At 56.4% G+C, this 16,770-nt stretch carries 16 protein-coding genes and 1 pseudogene; 1 reads left to right on the top strand and 16 read right to left on the bottom strand.

Features of this window, described 5'->3' with window-relative positions:
• Positions 1 to 429, top strand: a pseudogene (locus ACFDSS_RS08425) (DEAD/DEAH box helicase); the annotation flags it as partial.
• Between the two features lie 179 nt (positions 430 to 608).
• Here ACFDSS_RS08425 and ACFDSS_RS08420 read toward each other — a convergent pair.
• From ACFDSS_RS08420 to nuoF, 16 genes are all read right to left on the bottom strand, one after another.
• Positions 609 to 2,273, bottom strand: coding sequence for a ribonuclease J (locus ACFDSS_RS08420; protein ID WP_375255319.1), 1,665 nt, complete (start codon positions 2,271 to 2,273; stop codon positions 609 to 611).
• Positions 2,270 to 3,043: a type III pantothenate kinase gene (locus ACFDSS_RS08415; protein ID WP_375255318.1), complete on the bottom strand. Its 774-nt coding sequence runs from the start codon at positions 3,041 to 3,043 to the stop codon at positions 2,270 to 2,272. The genes ACFDSS_RS08420 and ACFDSS_RS08415 overlap by 4 nt, the downstream gene beginning before the upstream one ends.
• 18 nt (positions 3,044 to 3,061) lie before the next feature.
• Positions 3,062 to 3,823 carry a biotin--[acetyl-CoA-carboxylase] ligase gene (locus ACFDSS_RS08410; protein WP_375255317.1) on the bottom strand — a complete coding sequence of 254 codons (762 nt, stop codon included), beginning with the start codon at positions 3,821 to 3,823 and terminating at the stop codon, positions 3,062 to 3,064.
• Positions 3,813 to 5,249, bottom strand: coding sequence for an NADH-quinone oxidoreductase subunit NuoN (gene nuoN, locus ACFDSS_RS08405; RefSeq protein WP_375255321.1), 1,437 nt, complete (start codon positions 5,247 to 5,249; stop codon positions 3,813 to 3,815). The genes ACFDSS_RS08410 and nuoN overlap by 11 nt, the downstream gene beginning before the upstream one ends.
• A 14-nt stretch (positions 5,250 to 5,263) precedes the next feature.
• Entirely contained in the window at positions 5,264 to 6,805 is a 1,542-nt protein-coding gene (locus tag ACFDSS_RS08400) for an NADH-quinone oxidoreductase subunit M (protein ID WP_375255316.1), read from the bottom strand.
• Positions 6,805 to 8,925 (bottom strand): NADH-quinone oxidoreductase subunit L, encoded by a 2,121-nt coding sequence (nuoL, locus tag ACFDSS_RS08395; protein WP_375255315.1) that lies wholly within the window; start codon positions 8,923 to 8,925, stop codon positions 6,805 to 6,807. Before nuoL ends, ACFDSS_RS08400 begins: the two co-directional genes overlap by 1 nt.
• Before the next feature lie 4 nt (positions 8,926 to 8,929).
• A complete protein-coding gene (gene nuoK, locus ACFDSS_RS08390) occupies positions 8,930 to 9,235 on the bottom strand; it encodes an NADH-quinone oxidoreductase subunit NuoK (protein ID WP_100367093.1) in 306 nt (101 codons plus the stop codon).
• 45 nt (positions 9,236 to 9,280) lie between these two features.
• Entirely contained in the window at positions 9,281 to 9,751 is a 471-nt protein-coding gene (locus ACFDSS_RS08385) for a hypothetical protein (protein WP_375255314.1), read from the bottom strand.
• Between the two features lie 6 nt (positions 9,752 to 9,757).
• The gene (locus ACFDSS_RS08380; RefSeq protein WP_375255313.1) at positions 9,758 to 10,363 is read right to left on the bottom strand and encodes an NADH-quinone oxidoreductase subunit J; all 606 of its coding nucleotides are present in this window, start codon (positions 10,361 to 10,363) and stop codon (positions 9,758 to 9,760) included.
• Complete coding sequence (locus tag ACFDSS_RS08375) at positions 10,360 to 10,758, bottom strand: carboxymuconolactone decarboxylase family protein (protein WP_375255312.1); 399 nt, start codon at positions 10,756 to 10,758, stop codon at positions 10,360 to 10,362. The genes ACFDSS_RS08380 and ACFDSS_RS08375 overlap by 4 nt, the downstream gene beginning before the upstream one ends.
• Positions 10,755 to 11,249, bottom strand: a complete 495-nt coding sequence (nuoI, locus tag ACFDSS_RS08370) for an NADH-quinone oxidoreductase subunit NuoI (protein WP_375255311.1) — start codon at positions 11,247 to 11,249, stop codon at positions 10,755 to 10,757. Before nuoI ends, ACFDSS_RS08375 begins: the two co-directional genes overlap by 4 nt.
• 3 nt (positions 11,250 to 11,252) lie before the next feature.
• A complete protein-coding gene (gene nuoH, locus ACFDSS_RS08365) occupies positions 11,253 to 12,293 on the bottom strand; it encodes an NADH-quinone oxidoreductase subunit NuoH (RefSeq protein WP_375255310.1) in 1,041 nt (346 codons plus the stop codon).
• 11 nt (positions 12,294 to 12,304) lie between these two features.
• Positions 12,305 to 14,323 (bottom strand): NADH-quinone oxidoreductase subunit NuoG, encoded by a 2,019-nt coding sequence (nuoG, locus tag ACFDSS_RS08360; RefSeq protein ID WP_375255309.1) that lies wholly within the window; start codon positions 14,321 to 14,323, stop codon positions 12,305 to 12,307.
• Between the two features lie 138 nt (positions 14,324 to 14,461).
• Positions 14,462 to 14,866, bottom strand: coding sequence for a DUF5333 domain-containing protein (locus ACFDSS_RS08355; protein ID WP_375255308.1), 405 nt, complete (start codon positions 14,864 to 14,866; stop codon positions 14,462 to 14,464).
• 252 nt (positions 14,867 to 15,118) lie between these two features.
• Positions 15,119 to 15,529: a hypothetical protein gene (locus tag ACFDSS_RS08350; protein ID WP_375255307.1), complete on the bottom strand. Its 411-nt coding sequence runs from the start codon at positions 15,527 to 15,529 to the stop codon at positions 15,119 to 15,121.
• The gene (gene nuoF, locus ACFDSS_RS08345) at positions 15,529 to 16,761 is read right to left on the bottom strand and encodes an NADH-quinone oxidoreductase subunit NuoF (RefSeq protein WP_375255320.1); all 1,233 of its coding nucleotides are present in this window, start codon (positions 16,759 to 16,761) and stop codon (positions 15,529 to 15,531) included. The genes ACFDSS_RS08350 and nuoF overlap by 1 nt, the downstream gene beginning before the upstream one ends.
• Positions 16,762 to 16,770: the final 9 nt, after the last annotated feature.

Raw genomic sequence — 16,770 nt, 5'->3', positions numbered from 1 at the left:
GCGATTATGATTTGCGTGCCGCGCGATGAAAAGAACCTTGAAGACGTGGAACGTCTGGTCAAGCAAACCATTCCGCGTCTCGACAGCCCAATGGGCAGGGCGAATGCGGATGCGGTGCCTGCCGAAAAGACAGCGCTGGTGGAAGCCTCCGAAGACAAGCCGAAGCGAACGCGCAATCGGCGCAAGAGGGACGAGCCAGCGAAGGTGGAAACTGACGCCAAACCGGACGCGCCTATTGTGGAAAAGCCAGTCGAAAGGCCAGTTGAGGCGCAAAAGCCCAAGCAAGACGACAAGCCCCGTCAAGAGCGCAATCGCGGTGGCCGTGGACGTGGCAATGACCGCCGTGACAACGGCCCGAAGATCGTGGGCATGGGCGACGACACGCCCGCATTTATCGCAATGAGCTTTGCAGATCGGGCGAAGGGGTAGGCACTCCATTTTCTGCAAACACCGCCCGGTTCGCCGGACATCGCCCGACCTCCCCCAGGAGGGCGATCTTTCTGCGTTGCAACTCCTGTCAAGTCTTCACTTTTTTGCGATGCAGCGGCAAACAGCGACCTCGTCACGCCCTCCAGGTCGGGCGACGCCCTCTGTCGGGACAGAAGCCACTACCCCAAACGGCTTACAATCACCGTCACTTCCGGTTTTTTCCCGATCTCACCCTGCGCCGCGCGCCGTGCAATCGTCTTGAGCTCTTTTTCAAGCTTCACATCATCCCGCAATGTCTTTGAATTCGCGCGGTTGATAAACTGGCTAAGATCTTCTTCGACAACCTCGACCAAAGCCGCATTGCTGCTGCCGGTCTCGGCCAGACCGTTGGTTTCGACCCATGGATCACCAAGCGGTTCGTCGTTTTCATCGATAATCAGCGTTATAATCAAATGCCCGTTCAGCGCCATGCGAATCCGGTCGCGCACCACGCCATCGAGCGCACCCACCTGTACCGACCCGTCAAGATATGTCCGTCCGGTTTCGATATATTCCGCGACGGTCGGCTGGTTGCCTGAAAGATCAATCATCATCCCGTTCACGGCAACAACGCCAGTCAAACCAGAGGTATTGCCCAGCTTCACATGCGCGCGCAGATGGCGATGTTCACCATGCATCGGCACAAGGATTTGTGGTTTGACGATCTGGTGCAGACGCTCCAGATCAGGACCGTTCGCGTGGCCTGAAACGTGGTACTTGCCGCCCGCATCATCAATGACATCAACGCCCAATTCGGACAGTTGGTTCATGATACGGATCACGCCGCGCTCATTGCCGGGAATCGTTTTGGAGGAGAAAAGGAAAGTATCCCCTTCCTTCAGTTTTAGTCCCAGATACGAGCCTTGCGATAGCTGGGCAGAGGCCGCGCGTCGCTCCCCCTGACTGCCTGTAACCAGCAGCATCACATGCTCACGCGGCATGTTCAGCGCGTCCTCAGGCGACACAACTGGCGGAAACCCTTTGAGAATGCCGACTTCGGTTGCCGCTTCAACCATCCTCCGCATCGCACGCCCCAGCAAAACGACAGACCTATCAGCCTTTTGCGCCGCAATCGCCAGCGTCTTCAGGCGGGCAATGTTGGAAGCAAAAGTGGTCGCCACAACCATGCCCTCCGCCTCTTTCATCATTTCGGTGATCGCATCACCAATCGTCGCCTCTGACCGACCCGGCTCGCGCGAAAACACGTTCGTGCTGTCACAGATCAGGGCCTTGACGCCACCCTTGGACACCTCTTCCCAGAGCGCCTCATTCCACGGGTCACCGACAACAGGGGTTTCATCAATTTTGAAGTCACCAGAGTGCAACACGCGGCCTTCAGGCGTATCGATCAAAAGCCCCGCGCTTTCAGGGATCGAGTGGCTGATTGGCAGGTATGACACCTCCAGCGGGCCGCATTTGATAACATGCGGATAAACATCAACGACAGTCACCACGCTTTCGGGCTGGCCATGTTCGGCCAGTTTGCGGCGCGCGATATTGGCAGTGAAAGGGCGCGCATAAACCGGCGCACCAAGCCGTTCCCAATAGTGGCCGATAGCGCCAACATGGTCCTCATGCGCGTGCGTGATGAAGATCCCGTCAATCTGCGCCTTGCGTTCTTCCAGCCACGTGATGTCCGGCAGGATCAGGTCAACGCCCGGCGTGCCGTCCATATCGGGAAAGGTCACGCCCAGATCGACCACGATCAACCGCTCTTTGCCCGCAGGTCCGTAGCCGTAGACATAGGCATTCATGCCAATTTCGCCAGCGCCCCCAAGAGGCAGATATATCAGGCGGTCGGTCATGCATTGTCCTTATTATATTGATGGATCACGGTCAGACCGTGGATTGTCAGATCATCTTCAAAAGCGTCAAAAAGTGGTTCGGCCTGCTGGAACAATGGCGCCAACCCCCCGGTGGAGATCACCTGCATCGGCACGCCGCGTTCGGCCTTGATCCGCGCGCATATCTCACGGACCAGCCCGATGTAACCCCAAAAGACGCCCGATTGCATACAAGCCACAGTATTGGTGCCGATCACCGCCTGCGGCTTCGAAATATCGACATGCGGCAAGGCAGCGGCGGCGGTGTGTAGCGCCTCAAGCGAGAGATTCACGCCGGGCGCAATCACACCACCAACATAGGCGCCATCAGATGCCACGACATCAAATGTGGTCGCGGTGCCAAAATCGACCACGATCAAGTCCCCGCCGTGGCGGTCAAAAGCACCAGCGGCATTCACCAGCCGATCCGGGCCCACCTGCGTGCCTGCATCAACACGCGGGTTTGCGGGTAGCAAGCAATCAGACTTGCCCACGACCAGCGGGCGACAGTTGTAGTAGCGGTCCGCAAAGACCCGCAGATTAAACACGACCCGCGGCACGGTTGAGCTGATGATGACCTCATCAATGTCCACCGCGACATTCTGGAACCGCATGAGCGTCGACAACCAGACATAATATTGGTCGGCCGTGCGCTGCCATTCGGTACTGGTCCGCCATGTCGCGATGAATGCTTTACCATCCCAGATGGAAAAAACGGTGTTGGTGTTGCCGCAGTCGATTGCCAATAACATGGGCTGGCCTCCCCCTATTTAGAAATATACGTCCGCTGCCGGGATCGCGCGTGGGCCTGTCCCGGTTATCAGCACTAGATTGCCGTCGCGATCAATGCTGTCGAAAATCCCTGTGATCTCCTCGCGGCCCGTGCTGGCGGTGATGACCTCACCCAATCGCGCCGCTTTGTGCATCCAGTCTTCACGGATCCGGTCAAATCCAAGGCGCAACAACTTGGCCTCTTGCGTTGCATAGGCATCCGCCAATGTCGCCAGGAAATCAAGCGGAGCGACCTCCCATCCGCCTTCCTCCCTCAGGCTGGTTGGCGCAAAGCTGGCGTCCGTGACCCCATCGGGGGTGTGGCGCAAATTCACCCCGATCCCGATGGATAGCCAATCTACGAAGGGGCCGCGCCCACTGCTTTCCAGCAGGATGCCCGCAACTTTGCCACCACAGAGCAGTACATCGTTCGGCCATTTCAGGCTCAGCTTTTCCGCAGGCACATAGATCGACAACGCATGATAGAGCGCGTTTGCTGCTAGAAATGACCGTTTTGCCGCCTCTGCCGCTGTGGCTTCGGGACGAAAGATCAGGGTGGCGTTCAAATTGCCCTTCGGCACGATCCAAGGGCGCCCACGCCGCCCACGGGCGGCAGTCTGGGTCTTGGCTACGATCCATGTGGGCCGTTCGATATCAGGGGCGCGGCGCGCGGCCTCTGCCATGGTGCTGTCAACGGTGTCCAGCACGACGCGGGCATAGCCTTCCGGCCAATGCCCATGTGCGTTGTCGTCAGTTGACAAGCGTTGCCGCAGCTGCCGCCGCAATCGGTTCAATCCCGAAGAGGTTCACAACACCCAACACCATCACCGCCGCAGACCCCATCAGAAGGGTCCATAAGACAGGGTTCATCTTGCTGTCCATCGGCTCCGCCTCTTCACCGAAGTACATGAAATACACGATGCGGATGTAGTAGAAAGCACCGATCACCGAGGCGATCACACCCGCTACGGCCAACCACGCCAAGCCACCGTCATAGGCAGCGCGCAGCACATAGAATTTGCCAAAGAAGCCAACCATCGGCGGAACACCTGCAAGGCTGAACATCAAAATCAGCATCGCCAAGGACCGCAAAGGCTGCTGTTTGGAGAACTGACGCATCGCGCGAATATCTGTGACCGGTCGCCCGTCACGCTCCATCGACAGGATAAAGGCGAAGGTGCCGATATTCATCGTCACATAGATCGCCATATAGATCAGCATCGCTTGCACACCAAAGGCCGTCCCGGCGGCCAGCCCCATCAGCGCAAAACCCATATGCGCAATCGACGAATAGGCCATCAGGCGCTTGATATCGGTCTGGCCGATTGCCGCAATCGCGCCAAGGAACATGGACACCACCGACAAGAAGGCCACGATCTGCTGCCAGTCGCCGACGATATTGCCAAAAGCGTCATGCACAACGCGCGCAAAGAGTGCCATCGCGGCAACCTTGGGGGCGGTTGCAAAGAAGGCCGTCACTGGGGTGGGCGAGCCTTCATAGACGTCCGGCGTCCACATGTGGAACGGTGCAGCGGATACTTTGAAAGCAAAGCCAGCCAGCAAGAACACCAGCCCAAACAGCAGGCCCAGCGATGCGCCATCTGCGGTCGCCTCGATAATGCCGGAAAAAAGCGTTGTTCCGGCATAGCCATAGGTCAAGGACGCGCCATAAAGCAGCAGACCAGAGGACAGCGCGCCAAGAACGAAGTATTTCAGTCCGGCCTCAGTTGATTTCACGCTATCACGACGTAGCGATGCCACCACGTAAAGCGCCAGCGATTGCAGCTCCAACCCCATGTAAAGCGCCATCAGATCGCCTGCGGAAACCATGACCATCATACCGACCACGGCCAAAGCCAACAAAATCGGGTATTCGAATTTCAGCAGGCCGCGTCGCTGCATGTATCGCTCGGACATCAGCAGAACTGCGGCCGCCGACACAAGGATCACGACCTTGGCAAAACGCCCAAACCCATCGTCAATGAACATGCCACCGAAGGCCACGTTCGTACCTTGCCCGTTCACACCGATCCAAATGGCCAGCACAACAAAGAGGCTTGAGGTGATCCAGGTCAGCAAGGACGCCATGGCGTCCTTGGTGGTGTAGACCACGGCCATCAATGCGCCCATGGCGTAGACCGCCAGCACGATCTCGGGCATCAGGATTTGAATATCAGCGCCAATCATCACGGGGGGCTTCCTTAATTCGATGCAAACTGCGTGGCGGCCTCAAAGGTCGCCAGCGCGGTTTCGTAGTTTCCGACCAGCGCATTCACGCTCGGGCCGATCATATCGAGAACAAGTGCAGGGTAGACGCCCAGCAACAGGGTCATGGCGACAAGCGGGGCAAAGATCATCCGTTCGCGCTTGGTCATATCAGTGATCGACTTGAGGCTTTCCTTAATCAAATCGCCCATAACGACACGACGGTAGAGCCAAAGCGCATAGGCCGCAGACAGGATCACACCGGATGTCGCAAAGACTGCGACCCAGGTATTGACCTGGAAGATGCCAACCAGCGTCAGGAATTCTCCGACAAAACCGGACGTGCCGGGTAATCCCACATTTGCCATCGTGAAGAAGCCGAAGATCAGCGCGTAATGCGGCATCCGGCTCACCAGACCACCGTAGGCGTCAATCTCACGTGTGTGCATCCGGTCGTAGATCACGCCGACACAAAGGAACAACGCACCCGAGATAAAGCCGTGGCTGACCATCTGGAAAATCGCACCGTCGATCCCCTGCTGGTTCACCGCAAAAATACCCAAGGTCACATACCCCATATGCGCAACAGAGGAGTAGGCGATCAGTTTCTTCATGTCCTTTTGCACCATCGCCACAAGCGAGGTGTAGACAATCGCAATCGCAGACAGCCACAAGACCAATGGTGCCATGACATCGGAGCCGACAGGGAACATCGGCAGGCTGAAGCGCAGGAAGCCATAGCCGCCCATCTTCAACAAGATCGCAGCCAACACGACCGACCCCGCCGTTGGCGCCTGTACGTGGGCGTCCGGCAGCCATGTATGGACCGGCCACATCGGCAATTTCACGGCAAAGCTCGCAAAGAACGCAAGCCACAGCAGCGTTTGCATCCCGCCGACGATTTGTATGCCCAGCACGCTGAAGTCTTCGGTGCCGAAACTATAGGTCATCAGCGTCGGGATATCCGTGGTGCCCGCGTCGACAAACATCGCCACGATCGCCACCAGCATCAAAACGGACCCAAGGAAGGTATAAAGGAAAAACTTGAAAGACGCATAAATCCGGTTCTTGCCGCCCCAGATACCGATAATGAGGAACATCGGGATCAATCCTGCCTCAAAGAACAGGTAGAACAGCACCAGATCAAGCGCCATGAACACGCCAAGCATCAGTGTTTCAAGCAAAAGGAAGGCGATCATATATTCTTTGACGCGCGTCTTCACATCCCAGCAGGCCGCAATCACGAGCGGCATCAGGAAGGTTGTCAGCATCACGAACAGGATCGAAATCCCGTCAACGCCCATCTTGTATTGCAGACCCAGCAGCCAGTCGCGATCCTCCACCATCTGGAAGCCGGTATCGGCGGGGTTGAAATTGCCCCAGATAAACAGCGATGTCAGAAAGGTGACCCCTGAGGTGACCAGCGCCACCCATTTGGCGTTGCGCTGTGCGGCCTCATCATCGCCGCGCAGAAACAGCGCCAGAATGACAGCGCCCAGCAGCGGCAGGAAGGTGGTGAGCGAAAGAATATTGCCCATTAGTTTGCCCCCCCGAACAGCGTCATCCAGGTCAAAAAGACTGCAATACCCAGCACCATCGCGAAGGCATAGCTAAAGATGTACCCAGACTGCGCGCGACCGGCGAGCTTGGTGAAGAATGGAATAATCCCCATGGCAAGCCCGTTGATGCCACCGTCAATGATCTGGGTATCCCCGCGCTTCCACAGGAACCGGCCAATCGCCATTGCCGGGCGCACGAGGAGGAAATCAAAGATCTCATCAAAGTACCATTTGTTCAGCAGGAACTGATACAAAGGGGCTTGCTGCCTGGCCAGCCTTTCGGGCCAATCGGGACGCCGGATATACATTTGATACGCCAGACCCAATCCGGCCAGCATTGCCAGGAAGGGCGAAAGCCTGACCCAGACGGGGACTGCATGCGCCTCGTTCAGGATATTGTTATCAGGGCTGCTATGGATCGCGCCCTCACCGGGCGCACCAACGAGAGCGTATTCCGGCTTCTCTTCTTTGGCGTCCTTGCCTGCGCCTTCGCCCGAAGACGGGCTTGCGGCGTAGTCTTCGCTGTGTTCAGAGGCTTGCGCATAAGGCACACCAAAGAATTTGCCGACTTTCGCGTTCGACCCAAAGAAGGGGCCGTATCCAACCATCCCGCTAAAGACAGCGCCCACCGCAAGCGCGTAAAGCGGGACCAGCATTACATTCGGGCTTTCATGGGCATGGTCATGGGTATGGGCGTTGCCGCGTGGTTTGCCGTAGAACGTCAGGAACATCAGACGCCAGCTATAAAAGCTCGTCATCAATGCCGCGATCACCAGCATCCAGAAGGCATAGCCACCCATTGTCCCTGCATAGGCGCTCTCGATGATTGCATCCTTGGAGACAAAACCGGAGAAGCCAATCGGGAAGCCGACATAAAGCAGCGGAATACCCACGCCCGTGATTGCAAGCGTGCCGATCATCATCATCCAGAAGGTCTTTGGGATCTTATGGCGCAGCCCCCCATAGTGACGCATATCCTGCTCGTGGTGCATCGAATGGATTACGGAACCCGCACCAAGAAACAACATCGCCTTGAAGAACGCATGTGTCAGCAGGTGGAACATCGCGACCGAATACACGCCCAAGCCCGCAGCGACGAACATGTAACCCAATTGCGAGCAGGTGGAATACGCAATCACGCGTTTGATGTCGGTTTGCACTAGGGCAACAGAGGCTGCAAAGAATGCCGTTGAAGCACCAATGAAGACAATGAAACTGGTCGTCGCCTCCGCATATTCCATCAGCGGCGACATGCGCGACACAAGGAATACCCCGGCGGTGACCATTGTCGCGGCATGGATCAGCGCCGACACAGGCGTCGGGCCTTCCATCGCGTCAGGCAACCAGGTGTGCAGGAACAATTGCGCGGATTTTCCCATCGCGCCGACAAACAACAGGAACGCAATCAGGTTGATTGTATTCCAGTCGGTCCACAGGAAGGTGATCGTATGGTCTTGCAGATCAGGGATCGCTGCAAAGATGTCGGTAAAGTTGATGCTATCTGTCACCAGATAAAGCGCAAAAATACCCAAAGCGAAGCCGAAGTCACCCACCCGGTTGACCACAAACGCCTTGATCGCCGCAGCGCCCGCGGAGGACTTGCGGTAATAAAAGCCAATCAGCAGATATGAGGCAACGCCAACGCCTTCCCAGCCAAAGAACATCTGCACAAGGTTATCCGCTGTCACCAGCATCAACATCGCGAATGTAAAGAACGACAGATAGGCAAAGAACCGAGGACGATAGCTTTCGTCCTCGCTGAAGTTCTCGTCATGGGCCATATAACCGAAGGAATACAGGTGAACGAGTGCGGAAACGGTCGTGATGACGATCAACATGATCGTGGTCAGCCGGTCGATGCGAATGGCCCAATCGGTCGAGAGCGTGCCGCTTTCGATCCAGCGCAGGATGCTGACGGTATAGGTGCCATTTGTTTGCGCACTCGGATCAAATGTCAGAAAGACGATCCATGACAACAAGGCGGACAGGAACAAGAAACTGGTCGCCGTCCACTGCGCGGCAGTTTCCCCCATGAGTTTCCAGCCGAACCCGCAAAGAATGGCACCAACGAGCGGGGCAAATAGGATAATGGTTTCCATGTGATTAGCCCTTCATCACGTTGACGTCTTCAACGTCGATGGTTCCGCGGTTGCGGAAGAAACAAACAAGAATTGCAAGGCCGATCGCGGCCTCCGCAGCGGCGACTGTCAGCACAAACAAGGTAAAGACCTGCCCGACCAAATCGCCGAGGAAGCTTGAGAACGCAACCAGGTTGATATTCACCGCGAGCAGCATCAATTCGATGCTCATCAGCAGAATAATCACGTTCTTCCGGTTCAGGAATAATCCGAAGATCCCGATGACAAACAGGGCCGCCGCCACCGTGAGATAATGTTCAAGTCCGATCATACGTGTCATCCTTTTGAGGCATCCTGCGCCCCGATGTCTTATGCCTCAGCCCGCGAGCTGAAATTCTGTCTTATCGCCACGCATAGCGGGGTAGGCCGCTGCGCAGGCGCATGTTTCATTGGTCAATGTGAGCCGTTCGATATCGCGCGCGATAAATTCAAGATCCGCCGCGATCCGTTCAAAAGTTGCAAAGGCCCGCGCGCCTGACTGATGGCGCTCAAGCACTTCAAGCGCATCATCGGTCCGGTCAAATGCTGCACGACGACCCATGTTTTCCTCAGCCATACGAAACTTCAAAGCTTCGCCACTGGCGCATTCCACCAATGTCATGCCTTTGGCCGTGCCTTCCTGCGACCACCAGTCAAGCCACATCACGCGACCCTCACCCAGATCGACATGGCGGATTTCTCCGCCATGACTGGGATAGGTCGTGCGCTTGCAATCGGCCAAGGTCAGGGCTTGTCCCTGACTGGCAATCAGCGTCGCAGCAGTTGATATGATGGCGAAGCACCGCATGTGCTGTTACAGACCCTGCCCTGGCTTGACGTCTTTGAGTTCCATCGCCTTGGCCGGATCACGGTACATCTGCGCAAGCACGTTTTGGCGCTTGATATCCACGCGGTGGCGCAAAGTCAGGACAATCGCACCGATCATCGCAACCAGCAGGATCAGCCCTGCGAGCTGGAACAGAAGGATATACTGGTCATAGATCAGCAGCCCCAAAGCGCGGGTGTTATCAAGCTCACCCGTGGGGGCAGCGATACGTGTCTCAACCCCGTCGGCAAAGCCCCAGACCCCCAATGCCAAGGCCAATTGCATCAGCACAACAACACCGATCAGCAGTCCGAGTGGCAGGTATTTGGTCATTTCCGCCTTCAATTCCGCGAAATCGACGTCCAGCATCATGACCACGAACAAAAACAGCACGGCAACCGCGCCCACATAGACGATAATCAACAGCATCGCGACAAATTCAGCGCCCAAGGTCACGAACAGGCCAGCAGAGGACAGGAACGCAAGGATCAGCCAAAGGACCGAATGCACCGGGTTGCGGCTGACAACGGTCATCAGACCACCCGTGACAGTCGTGACCGCAAAGAGGTAAAATATGAACGCGAAGACGGTCATGCGCTTTCGTCCTTTTCCAATACTTCATTTGCCAGTTCCATGGCTTTCGTCATGGCAGGCACGCCGGCGAACATGCCCATCTGGGCAATCGCCTCTGCGATTTCTTGTTTTGTGGCCTCAGCCTCGATCAGGTGGCGGACCGTCAGGCGAATTTGCGCCTCTGCCTGCGCGCCCAGCACGGTCAGTCCGGCGAGCGTCAGTAACAGCCGCGTCTTGGCATCAAGCCCGTCGGGGTTCAGCCCGTTGCCAAAGAACATCTCCATGGTTTCTTTGGGCATTGTTGGCCACATCGCCTCAAACCCCTTTGGCGTAAAGGCATCCATGTCGATATTCATCGACTTGGCCCAGTCCTGGCTCATCTTCATCATGGCTTCAAAAGGGTTTTGATCGGTCATCGGTACGGCGCATCCAGTTCAAGGTTGCGGGCAATCTCCGATTCCCAACGGTCGCCATTTTCCAGCAACTTTTCTTTGTCATAATAAAGCTCTTCGCGGGTCTCGGTGCTGAACTCAAAATTCGGCCCCTCGACAATCGCATCCACAGGGCAAGCTTCCTGACAAAAACCGCAATAGATGCATTTGGTCATGTCGATGTCATAGCGCGTGGTGCGACGCGACCCATCATCGCGGGGTTCGGCATCAATTGTGATGGCCTGCGCAGGGCAAACCGCTTCGCAGAGTTTACATGCGATGCACCGCTCTTCGCCGTTGGGATAACGGCGCAATGCGTGCTCCCCCCGGAAACGCGGGGAAAGAGGGCCTTTTTCGTGGGGGTAGTTCAGTGTCGCCTTGGGTGCGAAGAAGTACTTCATGCCAAGGCTGAAGCCTTTCCAGAAGTCCTGCAAAAGAAAGTATTTGGCCGCGCGGTTGTAATCGATCTGCGTCATTGATTAAGCTCCCACTGCCCAGCGCGCCCAAAAGCCGCCGAGAACTTCGTATTTCGCCAAAAACGACACCAGAACGACCCAAGCCAGCGACATTGGCAGGAAGACCTTCCAACCAATGCGCATCAACTGGTCATAGCGGTAGCGCGGGGTGATGGCCTTCACCATCGAGAACATGAAGAACACCAGCGCCATTTTCAAAATCATCCACAAGATGCCGTCTGGCAAACCCGGAATTGGCGACAGCCAGCCACCAAAGAACAGCAGCGCGATCAAGGCACACATGAGTACGACGGCCATCAATTCGCCGATCATGAACAACAGGAACGGCGTGGAGGAGTATTCAACCTGATAGCCCGCCACCAATTCCGATTCCGCTTCGGGCAGATCGAAAGGTGGTCTGTTTGTTTCCGCCAGTGCGCTGATAAAGAACAGGAACAGCATCGGAAAATGCGCCACCCAGAACCAGTTGAAAAGCCCTGCGTTGCCATCTTGTGCGGCAACAATGTCGCCAAAATTCATCGACCCGGAAGAGATAATCACACCGATGATAATCAGGCCAATCGACACCTCATAGGAAATCATCTGCGCAGCAGACCGCAAAGACCCAAGGAAAGGATACTTTGAGTTCGACGCCCAACCACCCATTATGACGCCATAAACCTCTAGTGAGCCGATCGCGAAAATATAGAGGATCGCCACGTTGATATCGGCCAGAACCCAGCCGTCGTTGAACGGGATCACCGACCATGACACTACAGCCAGGACAAATGCGATCATCGGGGCGAGGAAGAAAACGAACCTATCCGCACCAGCAGGCACGACGATTTCCTTAACGATGTATTTCAGGAAGTCCGCAAAGGATTGCAGCAACCCAAACGCACCGACCACATTGGGACCTCTGCGCATCTGCACCGCAGCCCAGACCTTGCGGTCAGCATACATCAGGAAAGCAAGTGCCAGCAAAAGCGGGATCAGGATCAGCAGGCTTTGGCCCAAAATCAGCAGGACAATCCCAAGGTTGGTGTTGGTGAAGAATTCAACCATTGTCGTCGTCCTTATTCCGCAGCCAACGGCGCGGATTTACGTGCCTTTGCATTCGCGCTCAGCTCTGCCATCAGGCTGGAGGCGCGGGCAATGGGGTTGGTCAGATAGAAATCCTTGATGGCAGTGCGGAAGGGCGCATCGCCCAATTTGCCCAAAGGCAATGGCTGCCATGCGTTTTCAGCCACGTCATCAATGTCACCCAGATGCGGATGGGCCGCAACGATTGCCTGACGCAGTTGCGCCATGCTGTCAAAGGGAAGCGTCGCTCCCATCTCAGCCGACAAGGCCCGTAGAATCGCCCAGTTTTCCTTGGCGTCGCCTGGCGGGAAGCTGGCGCGCAGTGCCAATTGCGGACGGCCTTCGGTGTTCACAAAGAGCCCGTTTTCCTCAGTGTATGCGGCAGATGGAAGAATGATATCGGCGCGGTGGGCGCCGCGATCACCGTGGCTGCCTTGATAAATCACAAAGGCGCCGGCAGCGATATCCACCTCATCCGCACCGAGGTTATACACCACCTCTGCACCATCCATTGCGGACGCAATGCCACCATCTGTGACCGCACCCACATCCATCGCACCGACGCGACCCGCCGCCGAGTGTAGCACCATCAGCTTCGATTCGGTGATTTCGGCGAATTTCATGGCATGTGCCAGAACTGCCTCGCCATCCGCTTCGTTCAGACCACCCATGCCGACAATGACGAGTGTTTTCTTGCCGATTGCATCACCGTCGTGGCTATCAGCCATCTTTGCCAAAGTCGCGCGGTCGGTGCCCAAATGGAAATAATCATATGTCAGATCAACCGTTTCACCCACGACTCCGATCTTTGCACCCTTCGACCAGGCTTTGCGCAAACGGGCATTCAAAACAGGCGCCTCGTTGCGTGGATCCGCGCCGATCAGCATAATCGCCTCGGCGTCATCAATATCCTCTATCGATGCGGTCCCGACGTAGCCAGAGCGGTTGCCAACTGGCAGTTTCGCGCCATCGGTCCGGCATTCGACGCGCCCGCCCTGCCCTTCGATCATTTGCTTGAGCGCGTAGGCCGCCTCAACCGGGGCCAGATCACCAACCAGACCGGCCAGCTTTTTGCCCTTCATGGCGGCGGCGGCAGCAGTCAGCGCTTCTGGCCAGCTTGCTTTGCGCAGCTTGCCGTTTTCGCGAATGTAGGGCGTATCCAGACGCTGCTTGCGCAGACCGTCCCAGACGAAACGCGTCTTGTCGGAAATCCATTCCTCATTCACGCCGTCATGGTTGCGCGGCAAAAAGCGCATGACTTCGCGGCCCTTGGTATCGACGCGGATATTGGACCCAAGCGCGTCCATCACGTCGATGGATTCGGTCTTGGTCAGTTCCCAGGGGCGGGCCGTGAATGCGTAAGGCTTGGACACCAACGCACCCACCGGGCACAAATCAATGATGTTGCCCTGCATGTTCGAATCGAGCGTTTCGCCAAGGTAAGACGTGATCTCTGCATCCTCGCCACGCCCTGTTTGGCCCATTTGGTGAATGCCCGCGACCTCAGTCGTGAAGCGCACGCAGCGGGTGCAGGAAATGCAGCGGGTCATATGAGTTTCAACAAGCGGGCCAAGATCGAGATCCTCGGTCGCGCGCTTGGGCTCACGGAAGCGGCTGAAGTCGACGCCGTAGGCCATGGCTTGGTCTTGCAGATCGCATTCGCCGCCTTGGTCGCAAATCGGGCAATCCAGCGGATGGTTGATGAGCAGGAATTCCATCACACCTTCGCGGGCCTTTTTGACCATGGGCGAATTGGTTTTCACGACAGGGGGCTGGCCTTCCGGTCCGGGGCGCAAATCCTTCACCTGCATCGCACAGGAAGCGGCAGGTTTTGGCGGACCACCGACAACTTCCACCAGACACATCCGGCAGTTGCCCGCGATCGAAAGCCGTTCATGGTAGCAGAAGCGGGGGATTTCGATCCCGGCCTCTTCACAGGCCTGGATCAGGGTCATAGCCCCATCAACTTCGACCTCATTCCCATCAATGACGACTTTGCGTAGATTAGACATGGCGTGCCTTATGTGTTCCCTATCGCACCGGTCCCCTTAGAGAGAACAATACGTTGGCTCAGGTTCTAACGCGCCATGTCCTCCAACGCCAGTCAGATTGACAAAAAAACCTCCAATTTTTGATCTGTTAGGCGCAGTTTAACGCAGCAACCAACCGACGCGGGTCTTTGCATCAATCTGGTCTTGGCCAACTGCGCAATAGGTCTCTTCCTCGCCTTCAACAACGCCCAGAGCCGCCAAGTTACCGCGCGCGATTTCCTCAAGCCGGTCTTTTTCGGCGCGATCATCGATATATGCCTCAATTTCAGCGTCGGAATAGCCAAGGTCCTTTGCATGGCGTTTGAGTGAATTGAGGTAACCCAAGCCGCGAAAGAGCCGCGCACTCAGGTCGCCGCATTTGTCAGAAAGCTCATAGGCCATGCCAACCCAGATGATCCCGTCGCGCACAATGGCCACATCACGCAAAGGCGTTTGCGCGTGCCCCGGCGCGACTGCAAAAAGCAATGCGGCGGACGCGCTGCAAAAGAGCTTGGCGAGTTTCATTGAAGGTCTCCAGACGAAACGGAAAACGGTTTGCGGTAATGCGTCTCACATCGCCTTTGACGCCACGATATTCAATATCAGCGTTTGGCATTGCGCAATTGCGACGCCCGAATGTACGGCAATTGGCGCGCAATCTTGTGGGTCTGCCGGATGATCCATCCGCATCATCATACGCCACAAGTCGAAAACACTGGCGGCACAAAAAAGGCGCCAGCCTCGCTGCCGCCCTTCAACAATCCGCCAAACAGCAGATTAACTGACCACCGGTACCAGCATCGCGCTCAATGGCGACCCTTCGAGAGCTTCCGCGTCGCCAGCACCGCAAAGATCGTCTTGATCCGGATCGACGCCGTGTTTTGCAGCAAAGCTGCGCCTGGAAACATCCGTCTCCAACTCAATCGCGTCTCGCAATCCATTGGCAGAAAGTGACCCGCGTCCATATTCATTGCGTGCCCGGTTCAATGCCTGATCCAAATCTGCGTCATAGTCATAACGGACGCAGTTTACAGCAACCGTGTTGGCAAGTGTCAGGGTCGCGTAATACTGCGGTGAGGGCATCGTGAAAAGTTGTTGAACGGCGGGATCATCAAAAGAGCGCGTCACGCCAGGTTGCACGCAAGCAGCAAGCGTCATTGCAGCACCAACCATCAATCCACGTTTCATCATTCCGCAGCCATCCCCGCCAAGCGTTTGTCCTTGATGCGGTCCTCGATCTCATCGCGGAAGTTCTTGATAAGTCCCTGGATCGGCCAAGCCGCCGCATCGCCCAATGCACAAATTGTATGGCCTTCGACCTGTTTTGTCACGTCAAGCAGCATGTCGATCTCTTCCACCGATGCGTCACCTTCAACCAGGCGCTTCATCACGCGCATCATCCAGCCCGTCCCTTCACGGCAAGGCGTACATTGCCCGCAGCTTTCATGCTTGTAGAATTTGGACAAACGCCAGATCGCCTTAATCATGTCAGTCGAGTTATCCATGACGATCACCGCAGCGGTCCCCAGAGATGACCCCTTTTCCTTCAGCGCATCAAAATCCATCACCGCATCGCGCATGTTTTCGCCGCGCACACAGGGCACAGATGACCCGCCCGGAATAACCGCCTTGAGGTTCTCCCAACCGCCACGAATACCACCGCAATGCTTTTCGACAAGCTCCTCAAAGGAGATCGACATTTCCTCCTCCACGACGCATGGATTATTGACATGGCCGGAGATCGCAAACAGTTTCGTGCCCGCGTTGTTTGGACGGCCCATGCTTGCAAACCAGCCACCGCCCCGGCGCAGGATCGTTGGCACAACGGCGATTGATTCCACATTGTTCACCGTCGTCGGGCAGCCATAAAGACCCGCACCCGCTGGGAATGGCGGCTTCATGCGCGGCATACCCTTCTTGCCCTCAAGGCTTTCAAGAAGTGCTGTTTCTTCACCGCAGATATAAGCGCCCGCGCCGTGGGTCAGGTAAATATCAAAATCCCAACCGGATTTGGCGGCATTCTTGCCGACAAGGCCGGCGGCATAGCATTCGTCAATCGCGGCCTGCAGCGCCTCTTTTTCGCGGATGTATTCACCGCGGATGTAGATGTAGCAGGCATTCGCGTTCATCGCGAAAGACGCGATCAGACAGCCTTCGATCAGCGTATGCGGATCGTGGCGCATGATTTCGCGGTCTTTACATGTACCGGGTTCGGATTCATCCGCGTTCACGACCAGATAAGCTGGACGCCCGTCGCTTTCCTTGGGCATGAACGACCACTTCAATCCGGTCGGAAAACCCGCCCCACCCCGACCGCGCAGGCCAGAGGCTTTCATCTCATTGATGATCCAGTCACGGCCCTTTTTGATGATATCTGACGTCCCATCCCAATGGCCACGCGATTGCGCGCCTTTGAAGATCGGAAGAGC

The sequence above is a fragment of the Yoonia sp. genome, from assembly GCF_042093035.1.
Classification (GTDB): Bacteria; Pseudomonadota; Alphaproteobacteria; order Rhodobacterales; family Rhodobacteraceae; genus Yoonia.
This window is presented reverse-complemented; position numbering and strand designations above follow the sequence as displayed.